Origin of the sequence: Acidianus sp. HS-5 (genome assembly GCF_021655615.1) — an archaeon.
Taxonomy (GTDB): domain Archaea; phylum Thermoproteota; class Thermoprotei_A; order Sulfolobales; family Sulfolobaceae; genus Acidianus.
This window is the reverse complement of the sequence record NZ_AP025245.1, coordinates 384,928-406,269: the sequence shown is the minus strand read 5'-3', so window position 1 is coordinate 406,269 and position 21,342 is coordinate 384,928. Positions and strand designations below refer to the sequence as shown.

Genomic DNA, 21,342 nt, shown 5'->3' with positions numbered 1-21,342 from the left:
CTTTATATCAATATCTTACGTAATAACATATTTAATATATATTTGCAAATAAAGAAAACTTTTAAAAAGTAATGAAGACTAACTTTTTAACTTAAATAATGAAATTAAACTCATGTCTCTCAAGGTATTTCTCGACAATACAGAAATTAACGCTAACGAAGGAGAGACAATACTTCACCTACTAAAAACGCGAGGGATTTATATACCTCACATATGTTACAATGAAGGATTAGCACCCCTGCAAAGCTGTGACACTTGCTTGGTAGAAGTTGATGGAAAACTGGCAAGGGCTTGCTCAACTAAAGTTCAGAAAGGAATGAGGATTTCAGTAAACTCTAGAAAAGCAATAGAAAACAGAAAGAAGGCAGTAGAAAGAATACTTAGATACCATAAATTATACTGTACAATATGCGAGAACAACAATGGGGACTGCTCTCTCCACGAGGCTGTACTGAAGCTTAACATAAATTCTCAAAACTATGTAGAAAAGCCTTATCCTTTGGACGACTCAGGCCCGTTTTACGTCTACGACCCTTCCCAATGCATCCTTTGCGGTAGGTGTGTAGAAGCTTGCCAAGATTTTGCAGTAAATGAAGTTATATGGATAAATTGGGACCTGAACCCTCCGAGAGTAGTATGGGACTCCGCAGACAATAAGATAGGTGACTCCTCATGCGTTAACTGCGGTACTTGTGTTACAGTTTGTCCGGTTAATGCATTAATGGAGAAGAGTATGCTGGGTGAGGCAGGCTTCTTTACCTGGATAAAGAAAGACGTTAAGAAAAAGATAATAGACTCGCTGGGCAAAGCTGAGGAGGACTTCAGTTTACTAATGACTTTCAGCGAGATAGAAGCAAAGGCTAGAGAAACCCAGATAAAGAAGACAAAGACAGTTTGTCCTTATTGCGGAGTAGGCTGTTCCTTTGAGGTCTGGACGAAGGAGAGGAAGATACTGAAAGTAGAACCTAAGCCTGAATCCCCAGCTAACGGGATCTTAACTTGCGTAAAGGGGAAGTTCGGTCTTGAATTCGTAAACAGTAGTGAAAGACTTACTAAACCGTTAATAAGGGAAGGAGACCACTTTAGAGAAGCTAGCTGGAGTGAGGCAATAGAACACATTGCAAAGAAGCTGAGGGAAATTAAGGAAAAGTACGGCCCGGACTCAATAGGCTTTATTGCGTCAGATAAGATGAGCAACGAGGAAGCTTATTTACTCCAGAAGTTAGCAAGGGCAGTAATAGGGACTAATAACGTTGATAATTCAGCTAGATATTGTCAATCTCCTGCTACCGTAGGTCTTTGGAGGACTGTAGGAATAGGAGCAGACTCAGGTACAATAAAGGACATCACAGAGTATTCCGACCTAATAATCATAGTAGGGCATAACACTACAGAAAGCCACCCAGTAATAGGGAGTAAAATAAAGAGGGCACAGAAAATAAGGGGAGCAAAAGTTGTGGTAATAGACGTTAGAAAGCACGAAATGGCTGAAAGGGCTGACTTATTCATAAGACCTAAGCCCGGGACTGATGCTGCAGTAATAGCCGGAGTTGTTAACTACATTATTAGCCAGAGTTGGGAGGATGAGAAATTCATAAAGGAGAGAGTAAAAGGGTTTGAAGAGTTCAAGGAATCAATAAAGGGTTTTACTCTAGATTACGTAGAAAGCATAAGCGGAGTTCCTAAGGAGCAGATAATCAAATTGGCTGAGATGATCCATGAAGCTAAAAGCGTTACGGCGCTCTGGGGAATGGGAGTTACGCAACACTTAGGAGGTGCAGACACTTCAACAATAATCTCCGATTTATTGCTAATAACAGGGAATTACGGAAAGCCAGGTAGTGGTGCATTTCCAATGAGGGGACATAATAACGTTCAAGGGGTGAGCGACTTCGGTTGTTTGCCGGTGTATCTTCCGGGATACCAGAAGTTCGATAAATTGAGTAAGTTCGAGGAAGCTTGGAAGGCAAAACTAAATCCTTCCCCCGGTTTGCAGATACCGCAAATGATTGAGGGAGTGCTGGAAGGCAAAACTCACGCGTTATATATTGTGGGAGAGGATACGGTAATGGTTGACTGCGGGACTCCTTTAACTAGGGAAGCCCTAGAAAAAGTTGATTTCTTAGTCGTTCAAGACATGTTCATGACAGAAACTGCAAAGCTGGCAGACGTAGTTTTGCCCGCAGCTGCAAGTCTGGAAAAAGACGGAACATTCGTGAATACTGAAAGGAGAATTCAGAGGTTCTACAAGGCTATGGATCCTCTAGGAGAGTCTAAGCCGGATTGGGAAATAATCCAAATGGTAGCAAACGCTTTAGGAGCAAATTGGAACTATAAGCATCCGTCCGAAATAATGGATGAGATTGCGAGAGTTTGCCCAATATTTGCAGGAGTTAACTACTCAAGGCTCGAAGAGTTTAGAAGTCTATTATGGCCTGTCGATGAAGTTGATACTCCGTTGTTATACACTAAAAGTTTTGCTACTGAGGACGGGAAAGCAATTCTTTACCCGATCGGCTGGAAGCCTCCTGCACTGAAGGACGAAGTCCATAAAATTACTGTGAACACTGGAAGAGTACTAGAGCACTTCCACGTAGGGAACATGACTAGAAGAGTAGAAGGACTGAGGAGAAGAGTGCCGGAAACTTTCGTGGAAATATCCAAGGAGCTAGCAGAGAAATACTCAATAAAGAATGGAGACCTAATACTGGTTAAGTCTAAGTTTGGAGGAGAGATAAAAGCTAAGGCACTAATAAGTGAAAGAGTATCAGGAGATGAAATATTCATCCCGCTTTATGCTTCAGAACCATCAAAGGGTGTAAACAACTTGACTGGAGTAGTTATAGATAAAGCGAGCGGTACTCCAGGTTATAAGGATACTCCGGTTATGATAGAAAAGGTAGAGGAAGGAAGAGGAACTGCTCCCCTACCTTCTGACAACTGGAGGTTCCACGTAAATGAGAGGAGAAAACAAATGGGAATAGAGGTAGATAAGAAATGGAAGAGGAAGGAGTTCAAACCGCTGACGAGTTAATTGAGGATATAATAAATAATAAGGAAGCAATAGAGAGCCTTCTGAAGTTTGTCAGAGCACTCCAAAGGACAGGGATATTACCTTTCTTGGTAGGAGTTACGGAAAAACTGGACGAGAACCTAGCCCTTCTTTCAGAACAGGAAATTGTAAAGAATCTGAGCGTTATATACGGTGTCCTCAGCGGAAAGGAAGAAGTAGGAGAAATAAAGTTTTCAGACATATTTAAGGAACTCCAAGACCCTGACGTTAGGAGAGGAATATTCTTGATCCTAAAGGTGCTTAAGGCGATAGGAAGTGCAAATAAAGAAAATAAACCTTGAGAGAATAAGGGAAGAAGAGAACATAGAAGGAGAGGATTACATAGCTGTAGAGGAACCAATGCACTTGAAGGTGTGTAAGGACAGTTGTGAGACTTTCGCCGTGGTAATGCGGACTCCTGGAAACGATAAGGAACTTTCTTTGGGGTTCCTTTACTCAGAGGGAGTAATAAACGGTATTGAGGACGTGAAAAAAGTGGTAGAAAGAGGAAGCAACACAGTAGAGGTATGGGTAAACAGGCTTTCAGGAGTAAAGGCTAGGGACATTATTGTAAATTCCAGTTGTGGCGTCTGCGGAAGGGCATTACTTTATACAATTTCAATTCTTAAAAGCAACCTGAAGGTTCATAGGAAAGTAATCTTTTCCCTCCCAGAAATACTGAGGGAAAATCAGAACGCTTTTAACGTGACTGGTGGGCTCCATGCTGCTGCACTTTTTAACTCATCTGGTAAGCTGTTAAAGATATATGAAGACGTAGGGAGGCATAACGCTGTAGATAAAATCGTAGGAAGTTTATTGCTGGAGAAAGGGGTTCCTGCAGACGAATGTATACTCCTAGTCAGCGGTAGATTAGGGTACGAAATAGTAAGCAAAGGAATAAAGGCAGGAATACCGATAATAGCTGGAATCTCCGCACCTACAAGCTTAGCAGTTCAAATGGCTGAGGAAGCTAGAGTGACTCTTATAGGTTTCCTAAGAGGTGACAGTTTTAATATTTACTCACATACAGAAAGAATAATATAGGAAAAAAGGAAAAGAAATTATTAATTTTTGCTAAAAATACTTTCGTTAATCCTGCATATCAGCCGCTCATATAAACTATAACTGTTGAGACTATTATAAGTAGTATATCCAATATGAAGGCAATTAATGCAGGACCTCCCGTGTTAGGTAAAGGCTTGCCTATTAAAGGAGCAGGTAACACTCTGGTAAGAGTTAAGAGTAGGTAGTTTATCCACCAATATACTAAGTTTAGTATGTAAAGAATTTTTATATAAGCGAGTTTGAAGAGTAAGATCATGACTACCCCCGCAAGTATAGATATTACTGAGTCTATCACGAAAAATGCTCTTATTCCGTAGGGCAGAAAACTGAGATTATACAATGGAATGTGGTCATAAGCCCAGATAAAGGATAGTACTCCTCCAACTATCCCAACTATAATTGAATTTTGCTTCAGCATGACCAACTATTCTTATCCTATTTTATAAAACTTTTCCCAAATCCAAAGTTAAATTAAATTACATAAATTAGGAAAAGATTTATATTAATTGAGGAGAATAACATCTATAGATAAAAATGGACGCAAAAAAGGTAGTCCTCCTAGGGCTTTCTATAATAATCATAATAATAGGAGGAGTATTCTTCGGAATGGCAATGATGCACACAACTACGAGTAGTACATCATCAACCAGCAGTACGCATACAAGCACTTCGTCATCAACAACCACTACTTCATCATCAACCAGTACTTCATCTAGTTCCTCATCAAGTTACGTGTGGGGATAAATGAAAAAGGAAAACCTTTTTCTCTTTTCTTATTCTCTGGCATCAATAGGTGGTCCATTAGCTTTAGTTGCCCAATTCTCTAACGGCCTTTCTCCATTAGACGTCCTGCTTTCATCAATACTCTTCCTCCCTACAGTCTACATTATCTACAGAGTGACTGCCGAGATAAAAGGAGGGAAAGGACTTTACGAATACTTACCTAACAAGTTTAACACGGCTTTCATTTATTTCTGGTTCTTCTCATATTTCCTTTACCTTAGCTATACCGTGGACTACATAGTTTATTACATCCTACAGTTAAACGGAGTTTTAGCGTCATTTACGCTAGTCTCACTTACAGTAGCTGTAAGTTTAATTGTTTTAACCAACTCTGAACTCTTATTCCTCCTATTTTCCTCATTTTTGCAAATCCTCTTTTCGATCCCTATAGGTTGGCAAATGAGAGATCTCTCGTTAAATTTCTCACAAATTTTACCTACTTCAGAGGTATTCATATGCATAACCTTAACACCTTTTGCTAAAAACGGGAAGGACGACAGTAAGGTAGTCTTTTACGCTTACTTTATTGCAGTAGGACTAATGGCAATTTCTACACTTTTTGTTGTGCCTAAATTAATATTTTACGTTTCCTCGTTCAGTGCATTTTCATTAATTATTGTAGAATTTTATGCAATAAAGAAAATCGTTAATAACAAGGTAATCGTATTGGCGTTCTCTGCAATGACGCTTGCGAGCTTAATTAATCCATATACTTATTATTTATACACGATCGTACCTTCTTTAGCCTCACTTTACGTTTCGTTAGGCATTTTCTTCTCTTCAGTAGCACTATTTAAGAAGGGGATACTCAGGTTATCTTCAATAGTGAGCCTCTTGATAGTAGCTTATGGTTTTTACACCTCTTTGGACTTCTCTTCATTAAGCGTACTTGTTACAGAAGTCGTTAGCTTGTTTGCAATCTCCGGAGTAGTTGCATACAAGTTACTTAACAGTTAATGTTCTCTCAATTACTTCTAACAGTGACAAGCTTAACCTTAACTTCATTAACTTTCTTAAGTTCATGATCACTAGTTACCGCGACTCCGTTAATGCTCTTAGCAGAAGATAAGAGGAAGGAATCTCCAAGGGAGAGGTTATACTTAATCTTCAACTTTGCTGAAATCCTAATTATTTCGTCACTTATGTCCAAGATCTTAAAAGAATTCCTCACTAGAGTGTACTTATAGAGGGCTTCCTTCCACCCCTTTACCTTAGTATAAGCATAAAGGAACTCAGTTAGGTTAACGGTGTTTACGTAGTCTTCGTTATTTTCTATAACATCTTTTACCTCCTTATTACCGTAAAAATAAAGAATGAGAGCAGAGGCATCAAGTACTGCCTTCCTTTCTCCTCTCCTCCTCAAGAATTTCAAGGGCTTTTAAAGCATCCTTATCACTGCCGAAGAACTTCCTTATGTCCTCTTTAGGAAAAATGTAAATTCCCTCGTCGTCAAAGACCGCGTTAACCTCATCACCTTCTTTCAAGTTCAGCTTATCCCTTATTTCCTTCGGAATTACTATGATACCTTTCTTGTGAATCTTAAGCTTATACATAATAATGTCTTCTCCTTCTCCCTTTTAAAGTTTAACTTAAGAACACGTAGAGTTAAACAATGAGACTTTCCTCATCTTGTATACAACTGTTGTCACAAATTTTATTTTAAGCACATAAAGATTTATAATAATGATCCCTCCTTATAACATACTACTATTCTATGGTTTCCAGTTCGACGACTATTTCACTACTATACTAGGCCTAAAGTTAGGCGCAGAGGAAATGAATCCATTTGCTTCGTCTCTTATTAACCCCTTCATACTGGCTATGTATAAATTCGGTCTATCAACGTTAGCTTTACTCTTAGCTGTCATGTTCCCGGAACTAGAGATCTTAATCTATGCCGACACAATTCTGGAATCTATAATAACTTCAAATAACATCTATGCATTATACAAGGCTAAAAAGAAGATTTATAAATAGGAGATTTCTTTAAATACGTAGAGAACGAGATAGTTTTCAATTTACTTTTTTACTTCTCCTTATCTTTTTTAGTTCTTTGCTAAAATAAGTTACGGAAAAAATTAATACCTTTTAACAAATAAGGGATAGAAAAACTTATAAGCAATGGCTGGAAAATTTAGTATCGTGGTAGTTAGTACTCTTTCAGTCTGTTTTATGTCTCTTCGCTCTACCTACTGTTTTGAATTAAATACTAAGCATAGAATTAAAGTGTAAACAGTTAAGGTGTACCTAGCTTGGGCTATTATTGCCCAGTCTGTAAAAAGGCATTCAACACTATGACAGGGCTAAGGAAGCACTTCGTGAAGAACCACAGTAATATGGACTGCTGCCCAATATGCAAAAAAGAAGTACATAGTATTCCAAAGCACTTAATGAAAATGAGGGATGACGACCATCTAATACTCTGGTACCTTTACAATAACTTTAGAGGTCTGAAGAATAACCAATTAAAGACTAGAGTAAGAAAACTTGCCAAGGAAAAGCTAGTACTAGTCAGTAGTGTGATCATTTAAGTCAAGTCCTTTTTCCGTAAATTAGGAAATAACTAGTATTAAGTAATTCTGTCTCAACGGTTATTATGAATTATTTTCGTGTTTAAACTTTCCGTTAACTCGGGTTGGAATTTTTCCATATTTAGGATAATTCCTTAAGGAACACGTCAGAGAAAAACAGACGATACTTTGGAAGGATATCGAATAAGGAAAATAACAGAAGGAATAACAATCATAGTAACTCAAGATAGGTACTGCTTTATAGGCAGTTTCAATTTTCATCAAAGTTGACGTTAGACTCACTTTTAAATTAACGATTAATTTATACTTGTTAGACCTTGAAGGCCAAGGTAATTAGTATATATGTAACAACACTGTGATTCTCACGTTTCACAGGTTAGATAGCTATGTAATGTCTCATGCTTACCATTAACCTCCAGGGTCTAACTAAGTATAATAAAAATTTAATGAGCTTAACTTCTAAGAAGATTGAAGTAGTGCGCAAAACAAATCCATACAGTAATCAGAAATACTAACACATTACGGCAAGCTCGAAGAGAGCATTTCGTAAAGGAACTGCGTTCCGAAAATAAGGAAGGGAAGAGTGAAGACATTTATTTAATGAAAATAAAGAAAATATTTGATTTCATCGTACAAGATAAATTAGACCATTCAAGCTTATGTGGGATTAACTTTTTATAAAACTTGTTCAATGCCTTTAATGAAATGTTGCCCAAAATAATTCCATATTGGGTTCTCGTTTTTTCAATAGGTTTTGGTTGGTTTATCTTAGCCCCCTTGGTAGAAGTTATAGTTTCTAGGTTTAACATTCCCTTAACCTCGGCATTATTCATAATATCAGCTTACGGGTATACTATGGCGATATTAGGATTATTAGCAGGCTATATTTCAGCAAAATTTACAGTAAAGACGTCCTTATACTCTTCTGCATTATTAACTTTCATAGGACTTCTTGGTAGAGGATTTTCATCAAATTTTACCTTATTTTTAATATTCTCTATAATAGCCGCAATAGGCTATCCCTTGGCTATAGCACCAGTAGGAAGTATTGCCGAAGCTATTTTCAAGAAGAAACCTCACACTTTTGTAGGAATAAGCGTAGGTATTCTCTTTTTAGGAATGTCAATAGGCTCTTTCTTAGGGCCATCAATTTATGAATCATTAGGCTTTAGATTAACTATGCTCACACCGGCAATACTATCTGCTATTAGCTTATTCCTCATTTTAGTAGGAATTAAGGATTATCCTAAATATTATACTAGGTCATTAAGAGGAGCTTTTAAGGTAGGGATGGTTAAAAACTGGTATATAGGATTAGCAATATCCTCAATTCTAGTAATGCTTGGGAGCATAGGATCAGTAGTCTTAGAACTACACGGATTATTTGCCATTGCAGCTGTAGCCCTAGGAGGGTTATTTAGTGGTTTATCATTACTGGGATCAGCACTCGGTGCTATAATCTTACCTACTATATTTGAGAATTACAATACCAGAATAGGAATAGTATTGTCTGGAAGTTTAACCTTCTTATCGGCAGTGTTAGTCGTATACGGTCTAGAATTTACTGTTAGCATTCTTTTAATTTCTTCAAGTTATTTCATCTTCGGATTCTTCGGAAACGCGTATTGGTCAATGACACTAACCTCTACCATGAATTACGTTAAAGACCCCGCAGAGGCCGGAGTCGCAACATCAATGTATAGCGTAATATCTAACGTAGGCGTAGCCTTCATTCCAGTATTTCTTGGCAGTTTATTTTCAGATTCCAGGACGATAGTAATTGCTGGCATCATAGTCATAATCATGGAACTAACAGCAGGTCTACTTTCATTTACGCTAAAGACAAGGAGCTAAAGATTATCTCATAAAATATTTTTATACTTGTAACGAAATATTCTAAGGAGGAGTTCAGCAACCCACGTACTTGAGGTCAAGTGAACCAACGATATGTGACGTCGCAATACCCAAAATTGAGGCAGATTTAAAGGTTCCATGGAGATAGAGAGGTAGAATGAATTAAATAGTATAGCCTATTAGGGAAAAGTATAGTAGCATTTATTGGAAAATCGTTGTCACGTAACCTTAGCAATACTCACTGTAAAGCATAAGATCTCTCCATTGAATATTACACGAATTTATGAAGAGAAATTCCCTTAGAACCGTAAGGAAATCGTCAACCTTTTTACTAAAATATAAGGTAAGCGTTTATTTGGTGTTAGCCTTAAAAGCCTCAAAAATAATTGTTTACATTATTTTTAGTTATCTCACCCTTTAAGATTAAAATTATTCAAAGCAAACGTTCTATATATGTTTTTTATTAAGTTCTTTCTCACGTTAGTAATGGGTATTATTAATTCCTTAATTTTTATACAAGTGGTCTAAATCTTCAGACTTCTAACCTTTCCGTCAATTGAATGCTTTATGGGACAATTTTTATCAAATCGATTTAAGAAAAACGAGGCTTAACGCCTATTGACACCACAATACATATAATTTTCGTGACCAATAAAATACTATGGAGTTTGCGGAAACAATAAAGTCGCTCTTCAGCTTACTCACATCATTTGACGAGCCTTACTTAGGGGTTTCTCCCCCAGTAAACATTGAAGATTCTACACCGGTAGAAGTTGAAGGAGAACTTGAGGACTGCGAGCCTCTCGATAAGTTTGCGTACCTAGACTCCTCATCCAGGATGATAAGCGTCAGGGGAGCAAACATATATTTTGCCTCCCTTTACGCTAACTTAGTAGAAGAACAAATAATGATACCCCTCCAGACCGACTTACCTTTCATGGCAATAAAGGCATCTGAAGAGGTGAGGAATATAATAGATAACACTATCCACGACATAGTATTGACTAAGAATGTGAACGACGTGCCATACGACGAGAATTATAAGGATGACAACATACTAGACGAGTTGAGGATATTACTAGAGAATTACGCGATCGAAAAGTCGTCCTACGTTGCAATAGTCGACGGCCCAGTAGTCCCAGGACCTTACTTACAGATGGTAGGAGAACCTTACAGGTCTGCATTCATTACTTTAGCAAGACAACGCAAAAAGGAGAAACTTATAGGCGTAGTTAAGAGGCTAAATTACACCAGAAAACTTAGGAGATCTGGCTTGGCTATACCAAAAAACTTATACAACGCTACAGACGACGTAATAGTTGAATTCCTTGGCAGGGGAAAGGATGTATTCCTCACCCCGGTATTGAAAGAGGAAAGTGAAGATTTCACAAGGTACATGGTTTACGTGAAAGTCAGAAACGGAGTGTTTAGAGTAGAGAGCACGGAAAGGGGACTCCTTTGCAAAGGTGTCTCCACTTCAATAAAATACTCCTCATTTAGGGGGATACCGGAGTTCATTGAAGTCGCTGACAGGATTTCAAAGAAGTTGAGCGCCTCGGCTTTTATCTTCGCCTTTAACATAGCCAAAGAGACTACAGGAGTCAATTACGACGACTGGGAAAGCTTGAAGTTAGCAAACGTTGATACTGGTGAGTAAGGTGGCAGATATACCTTCGTTAATAGAAGACGCAAAGAAGAGAGTAAAAGGAGAAATAATAGGCATGGTCTCAAGGGTTTATCCTGCAGAGTACGGAGAAGAAGAGAGGGAAGTTAAGATAGAAGTATCCTTCGATACTTACTTAAAAAGCAGGATACTCATAGGCTCTTATCTTGGAATCTCTTTGCCCGTGTCTAAGACTTTAATGCTTGCAAGGGTAAAGGCTGTGGCAAGGCAGGATATTTTAGCAATTTCAAAGGTACCTTCGTTAACTCCTTTGGAGAACGCAAGCGGGCTTTTAACTCCACTAGTCATTACAGTGGAACTCCTTTCAGAAGAAGTGGAAGGAGAAGTCAATCCGCCATCGTCACCAATAGACCCCCAGAGCCCAGTATTCCTCCCGTCAATTGACTTCATAAAGGAAATGCTAGGTGTACCAGAAGAAGGGATAAGCGTAGGGAAAGTAGTGGAAGGTTATAGGGAAATAGAAGTCGATGTTAAGCTGAGTAAAGAAGCTTTAAAGCACCACGTCTTAATAGTCGGGACTACTGGAGCGGGAAAGACGAACGCCCTAAAGGTAATAATGAAGAACTCTACCTCACCGTTAATAGTTTTTGACATACAAGGTGACTACATAACCCCTGCAGTAAACATGGGAGGTTCAATAATTGTACCAGTAACTAGGGACTATCAGATGGGCGTAATGGAGTTCCTCGACGTTTTCCTGAAGAGGAGTAACTTAAACGGTTTTAAGGCAATTTACGACAAGGGAAACAGGTTCATAATAGAAAGTGAAGGAAAGAAGGCTTACGTCTACTTAGTAGGTTTCAGGCTGTGGGATAATTATAAGCTATTGCCAGATATATCTCCATATTTTACTCCTCAAGGGGGAGAGTTCTTTAAGGACATTTCAGACTACTGCGTAGGTAAGAACGCAGTAATAGACAATTGGGATGAACTATGCTCAGAAGAAATGGAGAATAGGAGATTGCACAGAGAAACACAGAACAACATCCTAAGGTCGGTGTATTTGCTTGCAAAGAGCGGTATAATTGACGTCTCCTACGGCAAGGGGTATTATGAAGAGCCAGACTATGAAGAAATACTCAAAACTAAGGCTGTAGTCGATTTAAGGTGGGCTTTAGAGAGGGGAGTAGACTCAGCCACAATTTCCGCCTTCCTCATTATCAATAAGCTATTTAAGATAATTGACGACCGTTATAAGAATGAAGGGAATGAGACGGATTACTTAATGGTATTTGACGAAGCACATGAATACTTTCCGCAAGGGAGGAAAGAGGAGAACAAGGAACCCTTAGAGAGGTTGATTAATAAGATAATGAGGTTAGGCAGAGTAAGGGGGATAGGTACTATACTTGCAACGCACAGACCTACTGACCTCAACGACTTAATACTCACACTTACTAACACAAAAATTGCAATGAGGGCTGACGAAGACGCATTAAAGAAGATAGGAATGGATGATTTTGCGAAGGTCTTAAATGCCTCCCCGCCGGGGTATGGGATTATATCTTCATTTAGTATAAAAGTGAATAACCTAGCTTTTAGGAGTATAAAATACCAGTAAGGCGTTGATAATTATTTTACGTTTACAGACTTACAAAGATACAAATTGTAAGAAAACCAGTAAGGCTCTAGGAATTTTTAACTTTGCTTATTGCCTCATCGACGTATTCACCTAACTCTTTGACTAGTTTCTCTATATCGTTCTTATTTACCTTATTTGAGTTTAAGCTACCGTTTCCATTAACGGTGACCTTGAGGTCTACGGATAAACCTCCGTGCATTAGCATATTCCTATATTGTATAATAGTACCGTGTTCCAGCTTATAATATTCCTTCACAAGTTCATCACAGTTCTTATGCTTTTCATTATCACCAAAAGTACCTCCGCCGTGGTGTTTCAAGCAAAAAGCTACCGGAAGTTCCCTAGCTAAAGACAAAGCCTTATCGTAAAGTTTAGCATTAACGTAAAGGTCTAATAGGTACCTCAGGACAGTTAGGTCGTCTCCATTCATGAGGATATCCTTAACCTTCAGCGTAGAGTAAAAATGGGAGAGGATAATATCTTTAACGTCAAGGTCTTGGTTATTAACCCAGTCGATAAAATAGGAAGTAAGGTTATTAACGTCGTTCTCTAACACTTGGACTTTATTGGACACGTCAATCATGCCCTTAACCGCATTAACAGTAAAACCGTTCCTTATGTTCCATAACAGGTCTATTATCATCCCCGGGTCTGAACTTTTAATCCTAGAAATGAGGTTCTTGTCCTTAAAATTATTAGGATTAAGGCTGTGTAACTCACTACTATAATCCCTAAAGTACCTCTCGTCAAGCATCTCTATTGATGAAGATATCATGAGGGCGTCCTTCATCGCATTAATTAAATCAGTGAGATCGACTACTTTAACTGTAGCACCTTGGTCTGGACTACCGATTATAGGAGCTGCATAGAAAGTGGAATCGAAAAGTGAGCCCGCAGTTAATACTGCAGCAATTAACACGTTAGTGCCGTGTGTTAAGTCTATCATATAATGGTCACAGTGAAGTTTTTGTAAGACAGAGTAAACTACGTTAAAGATAAAGACCGGGTTCCTGTCCTTAGTGTAGTTCTCTGACGGTCTGGTATCAACAACCTTGCCGTTGACGCTTTTTATTGCCTTGCCTATTCCCACGTTAGGTACAAGGAAAATCTCCAGTTTTTCAAGGAAGGAATTAATCTCACTTACCGTCTGTTGGTCAAGGTTAAGTCCTCTAGCGTGAGTACTGATTAAATCCCTATACGCTTTTTTCACGTCGTCAGGATTACCTGAAGTATCTTTTATTAAACTGTCAGGGAGTAAAACTACTACTTTATCAGGGTTAAAAGCTTTGTAAAGCGCGTGTGCTGAAAAGAACGTAGGCACCTTAATTTGGTTACTGCCCTTATCAATTACGTAGTTCACGACTTTATATCCTCCAACGTTTCCTGCTATGTAAATTAGACAAGTCATATAACTAGTTATGAATAGGAAGTATTAAGAGTTGGTTGAACATGCCAACCTGAGCCATTGTAAATTAGAATGATATAGATATTCATGAATTGTCGTTAAACGTTATTAACGAGCATGTCGAATATTCTCTTTGGTAGAGCTAATTCTTACTGGATTACGAGTTGACGTTTCAGGAATTAGCATCACTACATCAGAGAATAAAATATAATTTCCAAAAGCAAAATTAACCCGTGGAGAAACCCTCCAGGTTTGAGTTACACGAGAACTCAAAACAATACCTCTTGGACATCTCACAGTACGGTAGGGATGAGTTACTCAGGTTACTTATACAAGGGATCTTCATAACCGTGTGTATTAATGGCGTCACGCTCATTATTTGCCATCCTCCTAGAGAGAAATTCATTTTTTACCAATCAAGGAGCATAAGGGGGAGATTAATAAAGGAGGCTGGTTTAGGTGTATTAAAAGTAGATAGCATGGAAAAAATAAACTTAGGAGACTGTAAAAGGGGGATTACTGAGGAGGAAATAGACTTACTAATTTCCTGGACAGGATTATGGAAGGCTAAAATCCTTTACTTCAGAGTAGCAGGACTTCAAAAGAAGCTAAAGATAATGCTTAACGATGAAATTAAGGTAGAGGAAGTGCATGAGTAGTTGACCTTAATGCAACCTTCTTTTATCAACTGAAGTTATTTTTAAATCACCGATGATTTGTGTTATCACCGCTTATCTACATTGTTGGTTCTCTTTAGACGTTAAGCCCATCAGTTTTTCATAATCCTAAATTAGATGTTGAATTAAACGTAAGCTTTAGTCTTTTTGACAATTGAACTACTCAACAAATCACCGCTGATCATTAAGTTTTAAAACTACCTCTACAAATTTATTATATGTTTGAGGCAAGCAAATACGACTCATGGTTCCTTAAAAACCAAAACGTACTTGAATCAGAAGCACTTCTATTAAAATACATGTTAGAACCGAACCCTGGGAAAGCGTTAAGTGTAGGTTGCGGTTCCGGTCTCTTCGAGTTCATACTCAAAACTAGGTATGGGATAACAATAAATGAGTGCGTAGAGCCCAGTCCTGCAATGGCTGAAGTAGCTAAATCCAGAGGGCTCAACGTAAAAATAGGTCAAGCAGAAAACCTACCTTTCGAGGACTCAAGCTTTGATACGGTAATCTTAAACGGAGTCCTAGACTACGCAAACGACGACGCAAAAGCCGTAAAGGAGGCGTACAGAATTTTAAAGGCAGGAGGACATATAATAGTGGCAGACGTTATTGCAGAAGGCTCTTACGGTCTCCTCTATAAGATAGCAGAACTCCTCGGTTCTTGGGAAGACAACTACATAGCTAGGGTAAGGCCACAAAACCCCTACAACATAGAATACGTAAAGCAAGCAAAATGGCACACCGTCGAGGAGATAAGAAAGCTCTTAGAGGACGCCGGTTTCGTAGTTGTAAAAATTGCGCAGACCCTCACTAGACATCCAAAGTACTCCAACGAGTCTGTAGAGTACCCTACTGACGGCTACGACAGAGGAGATTATGTAGCATTTAAGGGTTGGAAACCCTATTAGTAAGAGAGTTAATAACATGTAAACCTTTAACACCTTACAAATGTAAGTTACTTAATTATACCTTAAAGGACAAAACTATGATTCCTACTAAGCTCACTTTCCCAATGGCTTCAAGATCTGACCAGATACAATAGAATTGGTTCACTTTCCTTATTATATCCAGCACTTCCCAAGCTTTATCAAATTCTCGATGTTGTTAAAAGTAATTTTATAGCCTTTTTTATAAAACTGAATAGACCTACAAAGCAAGTGTTCGCATAAAACATAAAATATTTGATAACTTTTTATTATATGCAGGAATTTGATGCAGAAGTCGAGAGATTAATTTCACTATTGAAGGAAAAAGGACTAAGTAAAGGTTTTCCAAAGAAAACGCTCTATGACGCTGTAAGGCTGGTAGTAGCAAAAAGGATGGGAGTACAAGTAGAGATTGAGCCACCTGAAGGACTAACGCTGAACCAATACAGGGCAAGGCTCTTCGACGTAATTGCTAAAATTTCTCAAGTTTACAAAATAGAGAATAATGAAATGTACTACTTATCCCTTTTAGATAAATTTAAACTGCCGCAAGAAGTTAAGGAAGAAATAACTAGGATAGTAACCTCAAATAAAGAAGTATTCTTCAACGGGAAAAACCCTAGAGGCTCTATAGGAGCAATACTTTATTTGGTGGTGAAGAAGTACGGACTTAATCTTACCGAGAAAGAACTAGCCAACACCATAGGAATTACAGAGGTAACAATAAGGCACAGAGTAAAAGACATTAAAAAATCTTACAGAGCTAACGAATTTCATCATAAAGAGAAAGTGTTTCGTTGTTTCTTCAATAGGTATTAAGCCCAGTTTTCTTAAATTCAGACGTTAAAAGAAGTTTTAGTCTTTTGATAAAAATTGAGCTACCTCACAAAGCACGATGTACCGCAAAACATATAATTACGTCGGATACAGATAAAAGCCGAGACCTAAAATGGGTAAAGGTTCAACGGCTTTATTAATTATAGTAGCTGCAATATTAGGTTTTTTAGTCGGTGGAGCATTAGCTAGTTCAAGCGGCCATTTTTCAAATAATAGCTCATTACCTACCTACCATCCTCGTCTTAAACTAAAAGAATGCTGTGAGACGTTAGTGGGATATAAGAGTATCAGCGAGCCTGCAGGTTACTATGTATATTATACGTTTACATTAGATTATCCCGGATATGTTGAAGTTATTGTCTGCAGTTCTACTACTACTAACACATACGTGGAGATATGCGGGCATTCCAATCAAGGGATAAGTTATAGTAGTGGTCAAGTAAGTGTTGGCACAGCAGGCCATGAAAGTTTTCCAGTCCTACCAGGGTCAGCGGAAGTACGTATAGGCAATACTAACCTAATCAACGGAGCCACAGAGAATATAAAAATAATATATGTATATTACGTTCCAAGTTACGCTACGAATACGGTGGCAATAGCTGGACGTGATACGAGTGTCGCAATTTCATGATGGCCTTCGAAATACAGGAACTGTTCTAGCTCGATCACTTTAATTTACAGTAAAATAAGGTTATAGCTTAGCTGGTATTTTCAAAAAACTACATTTATTTAAGGAATCAGTTCATTAAGCTCAATACTTTGCCAAACACGTCCACCGACTTAGTGGAAACAGTAGTTGTATTAAAATTGGGTAGTACTCTTTCAACTACTTAAGGGAAAGTAGACTTTTTCCATCTTTCCTCATTTTAAACCTTACCAACTTTACGCACAACGACGTCATGCCTTTTATAATAATATTCACAAGTATAGAACCATGAGAGAACTAATACTCATGGTGGCAAGGGCAAACAAGAGCGACGTCAACGCGGTAAGGGTGAGGATGAAAGCCACACTCCTCGCACACTTGGGAGTAAGCCCCGGAGACTACGTAGAGATTGAAGGGGAGAGGAAGACAATAGCATCCGTGTGGCTGTCAGATGAGAAGGCTGACATAATAAGGATGGACGAGGTAACTAGAAAGAACGCAGGAGTAAAGCCCGGGGACAGGGTGATAATCAGGAGAGCGAACCCCGTAAAGGCTACTAACGTAGAGTTATTACCTGAACTCGACCTTCCAGTAGACCCGGGCTTTGTCTCTTATGTAAAGAAAGAAATACAAGGAAAGCCCATTATAAGGGGTAACCTAGTCCCAATACCAGTCCTAGGGAAGAGGGTACTATTCACAGTAGTAAAGACAGATCCTGGGGACGTCGTAGTAGTTTCTGAAGAGACCGACTTAAAGGTCTACGGTAGGCAGACAGTAAAGGTCTCCCCAAAGGCTGTAAAGTACAGTGATATAGGAGGGATGAAAGACGTAATAGACAAAATCATAAAATACGTAGAGAACCCACTCACTGTATCATATAAGTTAGCTGAAGTTGGATTAACACCATTAAAAAGTATCTTAATTTATGGCCCCCCAGGTGTAGGTAAGACTTTACTTGCTTCAGCAATCTCAAACGAGACTAAACATTATTTCATATACGTGGATTGCAGGTATAAGGTAGACCTCACAGATATCTTTGACGAAGCAATGAAACACTCCCCCGCAATTGTCTTCTTAGATAACCTTTACTCACTTAAGGATACGGAGGCATTAACGTTTGACAAGTTAGAGAACGTGACAGTTATTGGTGCTTCAAGGACTAACCAACTGAGGGATAAGTTTAACTTAGAAATTGAAATTAAGTTGCCTGACAAAAACGGTAGACTCGAGATACTGCAAATCCTCACTAGGAAGTTACCTGTAGAGGCTGACCTAGAAAAGGTCGCAGAAGTGACAGAAGGGTTCAGTGGGGCAGACTTAGAAAGGTTAGTAAAGGTAGCACTGTTTAACGTACTATCTAAAGGAGAGAAAATTACCACTGACGATTTATTAAACGCTATGAAGGAAATAAGGAAAAAAGGGCTGACCTAATTAATTAGCTCACATTACTATCAGAATTTAATAAAAGTCCTTGGTTTAAAGGTAAAGTATTGCGCAAAACAGCTTTTCGACCTCTTATAAGAGCAAACATAATCCCTGCATTTCTCAGATCGAGTTCAGATTAGCTATTCCGAGACATTTAAGATCTTCTATTGGAATGTGTAATTTTATTATTTTGTATTATACTAAAATAATTATATTTTCCTTTTTATCCTCTCAAGCCTTATCTCCTCGTCTATCTTTTTAGAAACCTTCTTCATAGCTTTCTCAAATGCAGACTCAAACTGCGACTTTGCTGAACCATCGTAATCAATGGTTAACTTAAGCTTATCACCTTCTGCTGATATGTCAATATTTCCAGCGCCTTCAAGACCGTCCTCCATCCTGAAAACGTATTTAACTACACTCCCTTTAAATACTCTCCCCTGCAATACGTAAGGGTAAATTCCTACAACACCTATAACTCTGAAAGTCCCGTCAACATCTGCACTGTGGCTCTCATAGCCCGGCATAATCTTAGGTAACGCGAAGTTTGGATCTGAAAAAATGTAAAGTACTACATCCGGCTCGTGAGATATTTTAAGATATACCTCCTTCATTTCTCCTCATCAGCAGAATGACTGAGGCTATTGAAACAAGAGTAATTGCTTCACTTATTCCAATTGTAGGCGTTAAAGAGCCCACGACACCGTATAAAGCTATTAAAGCTGGCAAGACAGCTATCAGCATCACTGCAGGAAATATACCAATAAGCCCGAAAACAAGCCCAGAACCTGTATTCCTCAACTTTACAACAAACTCAGAGGCATACATCCCCATAGCGCCCCAGCCTAAAGTAGATAATAAATAAAGCGCTATTAAACCTATGAAGCTGTGAAGTAAGAGGAGAGGCAAAGAAACTCCACTCCCTAGCGCTGATATGAGCACTACCTTCTTCCAATTATACTTATCGCTTAAGTACCCTCCTAACAGTGTAAAGGCTGTAGCTACTACTGAGGCAATCAGGAAGAGTAACATTACTTGTTTTTCAGCAAACCCCAGCTTTTCATAAAGTTCTATAGAGTAAGGATATAAAACGAAGTTCAGCATTACGGGAAAGTAAGCCATTGCTAAAGTCAACAGCAGGATTTTCTTCCAGTAAACCTTAAACACAGACTTTATAGGACTTGAATCAACTTTACCTTCTTTCACTAATTCCTTAAAATCAAAGCTCTCAACTATCCTCATCCTCAGATAAGCTGAGACAATTAATGCTATTGCACCAACGCCTATTAATATCCTCCAGCCGTAAGAAAGTAAGAAAAGCTTACTCTCAACGTTCTCTGATAAAATTACTCCCACTAATCCAAGGAGTATACCTATTATTGCTGCAGCCATGGGGAAGGACATGAAATATCCTGGCTTCTCACCTTTATTTGCGTACTCGAAGCTGAGAGCTAGCGAGCTTCCGCCGTCACCTCCTAACCCCAGACCTTGAATAAACCTAAGTGACGCGATAAGGATTATTGCCAATATTCCCAGGGGAGGCATTAAAGCAACTAAAAGCATTGCTATGCCTGAAAGGAATAAACTCCAGAACATGGAGAACTTCCTACCAATTTTATCCCCAAAGTGGCCAAACAAAGCACCTCCCACTGGTCTGCCTATAAGTATTGTAGCGTAAGCAAAGATCGAGAAGGCTATTGCTGCACTGCTAGCACCTTTAAAGAAAACATATGGCCATATAGCCGTAGAAATTATTCCTATTGAGAAAAAATCATATGCCTCAATGATTAACCCTATAGTTGATAAAAGTACAACTGTTCTAATAAATTTTGAAGGAAGTTTGTTTATGCCCATAAAAGGAATAAATAGAAAAGAGTATTTAAACATTTCTTTCAAATTTAGTTAATAACTCAAAACTCTATACAATGGAAATAAGGTGTAAATTTAAAAAGAGTAACAAGGTTTAAAAACGCAAATTGAAATAAGATGAATTGATAGCATTACTCTACAACGTGAGAGGCAATTATTTCAATTCCTTCTTTCTCCAGTTTTCTCTTCACACCTTTATCTATAAAGTTAGCAACTAGGAATATTCTTATCTTCTTATCCTTATACTTGGCAGAGAACAACTTCTTCCTAATAATTATCTGGTCGTAAGCACCTCTATCGGCTAAGTTCTTTATCTCAAACACGTAAACGAAGTCGTCGGTATCGTAAAAGTCTACTTCAAAAGACCTACCCTTTTCGATTACCCCCGACTCGTCTACTATCATACCATGCATTACCTTACTCGGGTCTACCCCGTGGAGTTCTAAAGCCTTCTTATATAACTTAAGCATTGTTTTCTCCATTCCCTTCCCTGCCCTATTAGTAAAGCTACCTACTTCCATTGAGAGCTTCTTAACCTCCCTGCTCAACTTAAGTACTGCCTTTTGCAACGCCTCTATTGCTTCACCCTGCTTTTTAACAGCCTCTTGTAACGAAGTAATAGCCTCACCGTGCTTTTTAACCTCTTCTTGGAGGGACTTTACGGCCTCTTGTAACGAAGTAATAGCCTCACCGTGCTTCTTGACTTCCTCTTGTAGAGAGGCAATTGCTTCACCCTGCTTTTTAACAGCCTCTTGTAACGAAGTAATAGCCTCGCCTTGCCTCTTAATTTCCTCCTGCAAAGCTTTAATGCTCGCACTGTTCTCTTCCAACTTCTTTATTACTAACTCGTCCTTAAGCTTCTCGTAGATTTTATCAGCTAAAGCTGAAAGCAGTTGCGGGTTATTGAGGATCTCGTCGATCTTCCCACTCATATTTAATCACTCTCCTCCAGAGTTTATAAATAGTGCGGAGGTAAACGTAGGTAATTGAAAGTATGAATCCA

22 protein-coding genes are annotated in these 21,342 nt (G+C 38.6%); 15 read left to right on the top strand and 7 right to left on the bottom strand.

From position 1 onward, the window contains the following. The first annotated feature begins 103 nt into the window (after nucleotides 1-103). The 3 genes from fdhF to fdhD are packed head-to-tail and all read left to right on the top strand — an operon-like array spanning nucleotide 104 to nucleotide 4,096. Nucleotides 104-3,034: a formate dehydrogenase subunit alpha gene (gene fdhF, locus HS5_RS02155; protein WP_236753447.1), complete on the top strand. Its 2,931-nt coding sequence runs from the start codon at nucleotides 104-106 to the stop codon at nucleotides 3,032-3,034. Beyond that, entirely contained in the window at nucleotides 2,998-3,354 is a 357-nt protein-coding gene (locus HS5_RS02150) for a DUF1641 domain-containing protein (protein WP_236752437.1), read from the top strand. Before fdhF ends, HS5_RS02150 begins: the two co-directional genes overlap by 37 nt. Next, nucleotides 3,329-4,096, top strand: coding sequence for a formate dehydrogenase accessory sulfurtransferase FdhD (gene fdhD, locus HS5_RS02145; RefSeq protein WP_236752436.1), 768 nt, complete (start codon nucleotides 3,329-3,331; stop codon nucleotides 4,094-4,096). The genes HS5_RS02150 and fdhD overlap by 26 nt, the downstream gene beginning before the upstream one ends. 58 nt (nucleotides 4,097-4,154) lie before the next feature. Here the strand turns inward: fdhD and HS5_RS02140 are convergent, their stop codons facing one another. Then, nucleotides 4,155-4,535, bottom strand: coding sequence for a hypothetical protein (locus HS5_RS02140; protein ID WP_236752435.1), 381 nt, complete (start codon nucleotides 4,533-4,535; stop codon nucleotides 4,155-4,157). Between the two features lie 116 nt (nucleotides 4,536-4,651). Here HS5_RS02140 and HS5_RS02135 point away from each other — a divergent pair, with 116 nt between their 5' ends. After that, nucleotides 4,652-4,861 (top strand): sulfocyanin, encoded by a 210-nt coding sequence (locus tag HS5_RS02135; protein ID WP_236752434.1) that lies wholly within the window; start codon nucleotides 4,652-4,654, stop codon nucleotides 4,859-4,861. Next, nucleotides 4,862-5,857, top strand: a complete 996-nt coding sequence (locus tag HS5_RS02130) for a hypothetical protein (protein WP_236752433.1) — start codon at nucleotides 4,862-4,864, stop codon at nucleotides 5,855-5,857. 7 nt (nucleotides 5,858-5,864) lie between these two features. Here HS5_RS02130 and HS5_RS02125 read toward each other — a convergent pair whose 3' ends face one another. Together HS5_RS02125 and HS5_RS02120 are read right to left on the bottom strand one after the other, a co-directional pair. Continuing rightward, nucleotides 5,865-6,263, bottom strand: a complete 399-nt coding sequence (locus tag HS5_RS02125) for a type II toxin-antitoxin system VapC family toxin (RefSeq protein WP_236752432.1) — start codon at nucleotides 6,261-6,263, stop codon at nucleotides 5,865-5,867. Further along, the gene (locus HS5_RS02120; protein ID WP_236752431.1) at nucleotides 6,229-6,453 is read right to left on the bottom strand and encodes an AbrB/MazE/SpoVT family DNA-binding domain-containing protein; all 225 of its coding nucleotides are present in this window, start codon (nucleotides 6,451-6,453) and stop codon (nucleotides 6,229-6,231) included. The genes HS5_RS02125 and HS5_RS02120 overlap by 35 nt, the downstream gene beginning before the upstream one ends. 130 nt (nucleotides 6,454-6,583) lie before the next feature. Here HS5_RS02120 and HS5_RS02115 point away from each other — a divergent pair, with 130 nt between their 5' ends. The 5 genes from HS5_RS02115 to HS5_RS02095 all read left to right on the top strand — a co-directional run bounded on the left by HS5_RS02115 (nucleotide 6,584) and on the right by HS5_RS02095 (nucleotide 12,530). Beyond that, nucleotides 6,584-6,877 (top strand): DUF5658 family protein, encoded by a 294-nt coding sequence (locus tag HS5_RS02115; protein WP_236752430.1) that lies wholly within the window; start codon nucleotides 6,584-6,586, stop codon nucleotides 6,875-6,877. 275 nt (nucleotides 6,878-7,152) lie between these two features. Next, nucleotides 7,153-7,431, top strand: coding sequence for a hypothetical protein (locus HS5_RS02110; RefSeq protein WP_236752429.1), 279 nt, complete (start codon nucleotides 7,153-7,155; stop codon nucleotides 7,429-7,431). A 705-nt stretch (nucleotides 7,432-8,136) separates the two neighbouring features. Further along, nucleotides 8,137-9,285: an MFS transporter gene (locus tag HS5_RS02105; RefSeq protein WP_236752428.1), complete on the top strand. Its 1,149-nt coding sequence runs from the start codon at nucleotides 8,137-8,139 to the stop codon at nucleotides 9,283-9,285. Between the two features lie 661 nt (nucleotides 9,286-9,946). Beyond that, on the top strand, nucleotides 9,947-10,942 hold the full coding sequence (locus HS5_RS02100) for a DNA double-strand break repair nuclease NurA (protein WP_236752427.1): 996 nt from the start codon (nucleotides 9,947-9,949) through the stop codon (nucleotides 10,940-10,942). Nucleotide 10,943: 1 nt separating this feature from the next. Then, nucleotides 10,944-12,530, top strand: a complete 1,587-nt coding sequence (locus tag HS5_RS02095; RefSeq protein WP_236752426.1) for an ATP-binding protein — start codon at nucleotides 10,944-10,946, stop codon at nucleotides 12,528-12,530. Nucleotides 12,531-12,597: 67 nt separating this feature from the next. On the opposite strand, the gene HS5_RS02090 is transcribed toward HS5_RS02095, so the two are convergent. After that, complete coding sequence (locus HS5_RS02090; RefSeq protein WP_236752425.1) at nucleotides 12,598-13,959, bottom strand: TM1812 family CRISPR-associated protein; 1,362 nt, start codon at nucleotides 13,957-13,959, stop codon at nucleotides 12,598-12,600. A 230-nt stretch (nucleotides 13,960-14,189) separates the two neighbouring features. Here HS5_RS02090 and HS5_RS02085 point away from each other — a divergent pair, with 230 nt between their 5' ends. The 5 genes from HS5_RS02085 (at nucleotide 14,190) to HS5_RS02065 (ending at nucleotide 18,476) form a co-directional block, all read left to right on the top strand. Beyond that, entirely contained in the window at nucleotides 14,190-14,615 is a 426-nt protein-coding gene (locus tag HS5_RS02085) for a hypothetical protein (RefSeq protein ID WP_236752424.1), read from the top strand. Nucleotides 14,616-14,851: 236 nt separating this feature from the next. Continuing rightward, the gene (locus HS5_RS02080) at nucleotides 14,852-15,544 is read left to right on the top strand and encodes a class I SAM-dependent methyltransferase (RefSeq protein WP_236752423.1); all 693 of its coding nucleotides are present in this window, start codon (nucleotides 14,852-14,854) and stop codon (nucleotides 15,542-15,544) included. Between the two features lie 291 nt (nucleotides 15,545-15,835). Beyond that, on the top strand, nucleotides 15,836-16,381 hold the full coding sequence (locus HS5_RS02075) for a hypothetical protein (RefSeq protein WP_236752422.1): 546 nt from the start codon (nucleotides 15,836-15,838) through the stop codon (nucleotides 16,379-16,381). A gap of 130 nt (nucleotides 16,382-16,511) precedes the next feature. After that, the gene (locus tag HS5_RS02070; RefSeq protein WP_236752421.1) at nucleotides 16,512-17,030 is read left to right on the top strand and encodes a hypothetical protein; all 519 of its coding nucleotides are present in this window, start codon (nucleotides 16,512-16,514) and stop codon (nucleotides 17,028-17,030) included. Between the two features lie 303 nt (nucleotides 17,031-17,333). Continuing rightward, the gene (locus HS5_RS02065; protein ID WP_236752420.1) at nucleotides 17,334-18,476 is read left to right on the top strand and encodes an AAA family ATPase; all 1,143 of its coding nucleotides are present in this window, start codon (nucleotides 17,334-17,336) and stop codon (nucleotides 18,474-18,476) included. A gap of 203 nt (nucleotides 18,477-18,679) precedes the next feature. Here HS5_RS02065 and HS5_RS02060 read toward each other — a convergent pair whose 3' ends face one another. The 3 genes from HS5_RS02060 to HS5_RS02050 all read right to left on the bottom strand — a co-directional run bounded on the left by HS5_RS02060 (nucleotide 18,680) and on the right by HS5_RS02050 (nucleotide 21,271). After that, nucleotides 18,680-19,084: an STK_08120 family protein gene (locus HS5_RS02060; RefSeq protein WP_236752419.1), complete on the bottom strand. Its 405-nt coding sequence runs from the start codon at nucleotides 19,082-19,084 to the stop codon at nucleotides 18,680-18,682. Continuing rightward, nucleotides 19,065-20,324 (bottom strand): MFS transporter, encoded by a 1,260-nt coding sequence (locus HS5_RS02055; RefSeq protein ID WP_236752418.1) that lies wholly within the window; start codon nucleotides 20,322-20,324, stop codon nucleotides 19,065-19,067. The genes HS5_RS02060 and HS5_RS02055 overlap by 20 nt, the downstream gene beginning before the upstream one ends. 146 nt (nucleotides 20,325-20,470) lie before the next feature. Continuing rightward, entirely contained in the window at nucleotides 20,471-21,271 is an 801-nt protein-coding gene (locus HS5_RS02050; RefSeq protein WP_236752417.1) for a hypothetical protein, read from the bottom strand. Nucleotides 21,272-21,342 lie beyond the last annotated feature (71 nt).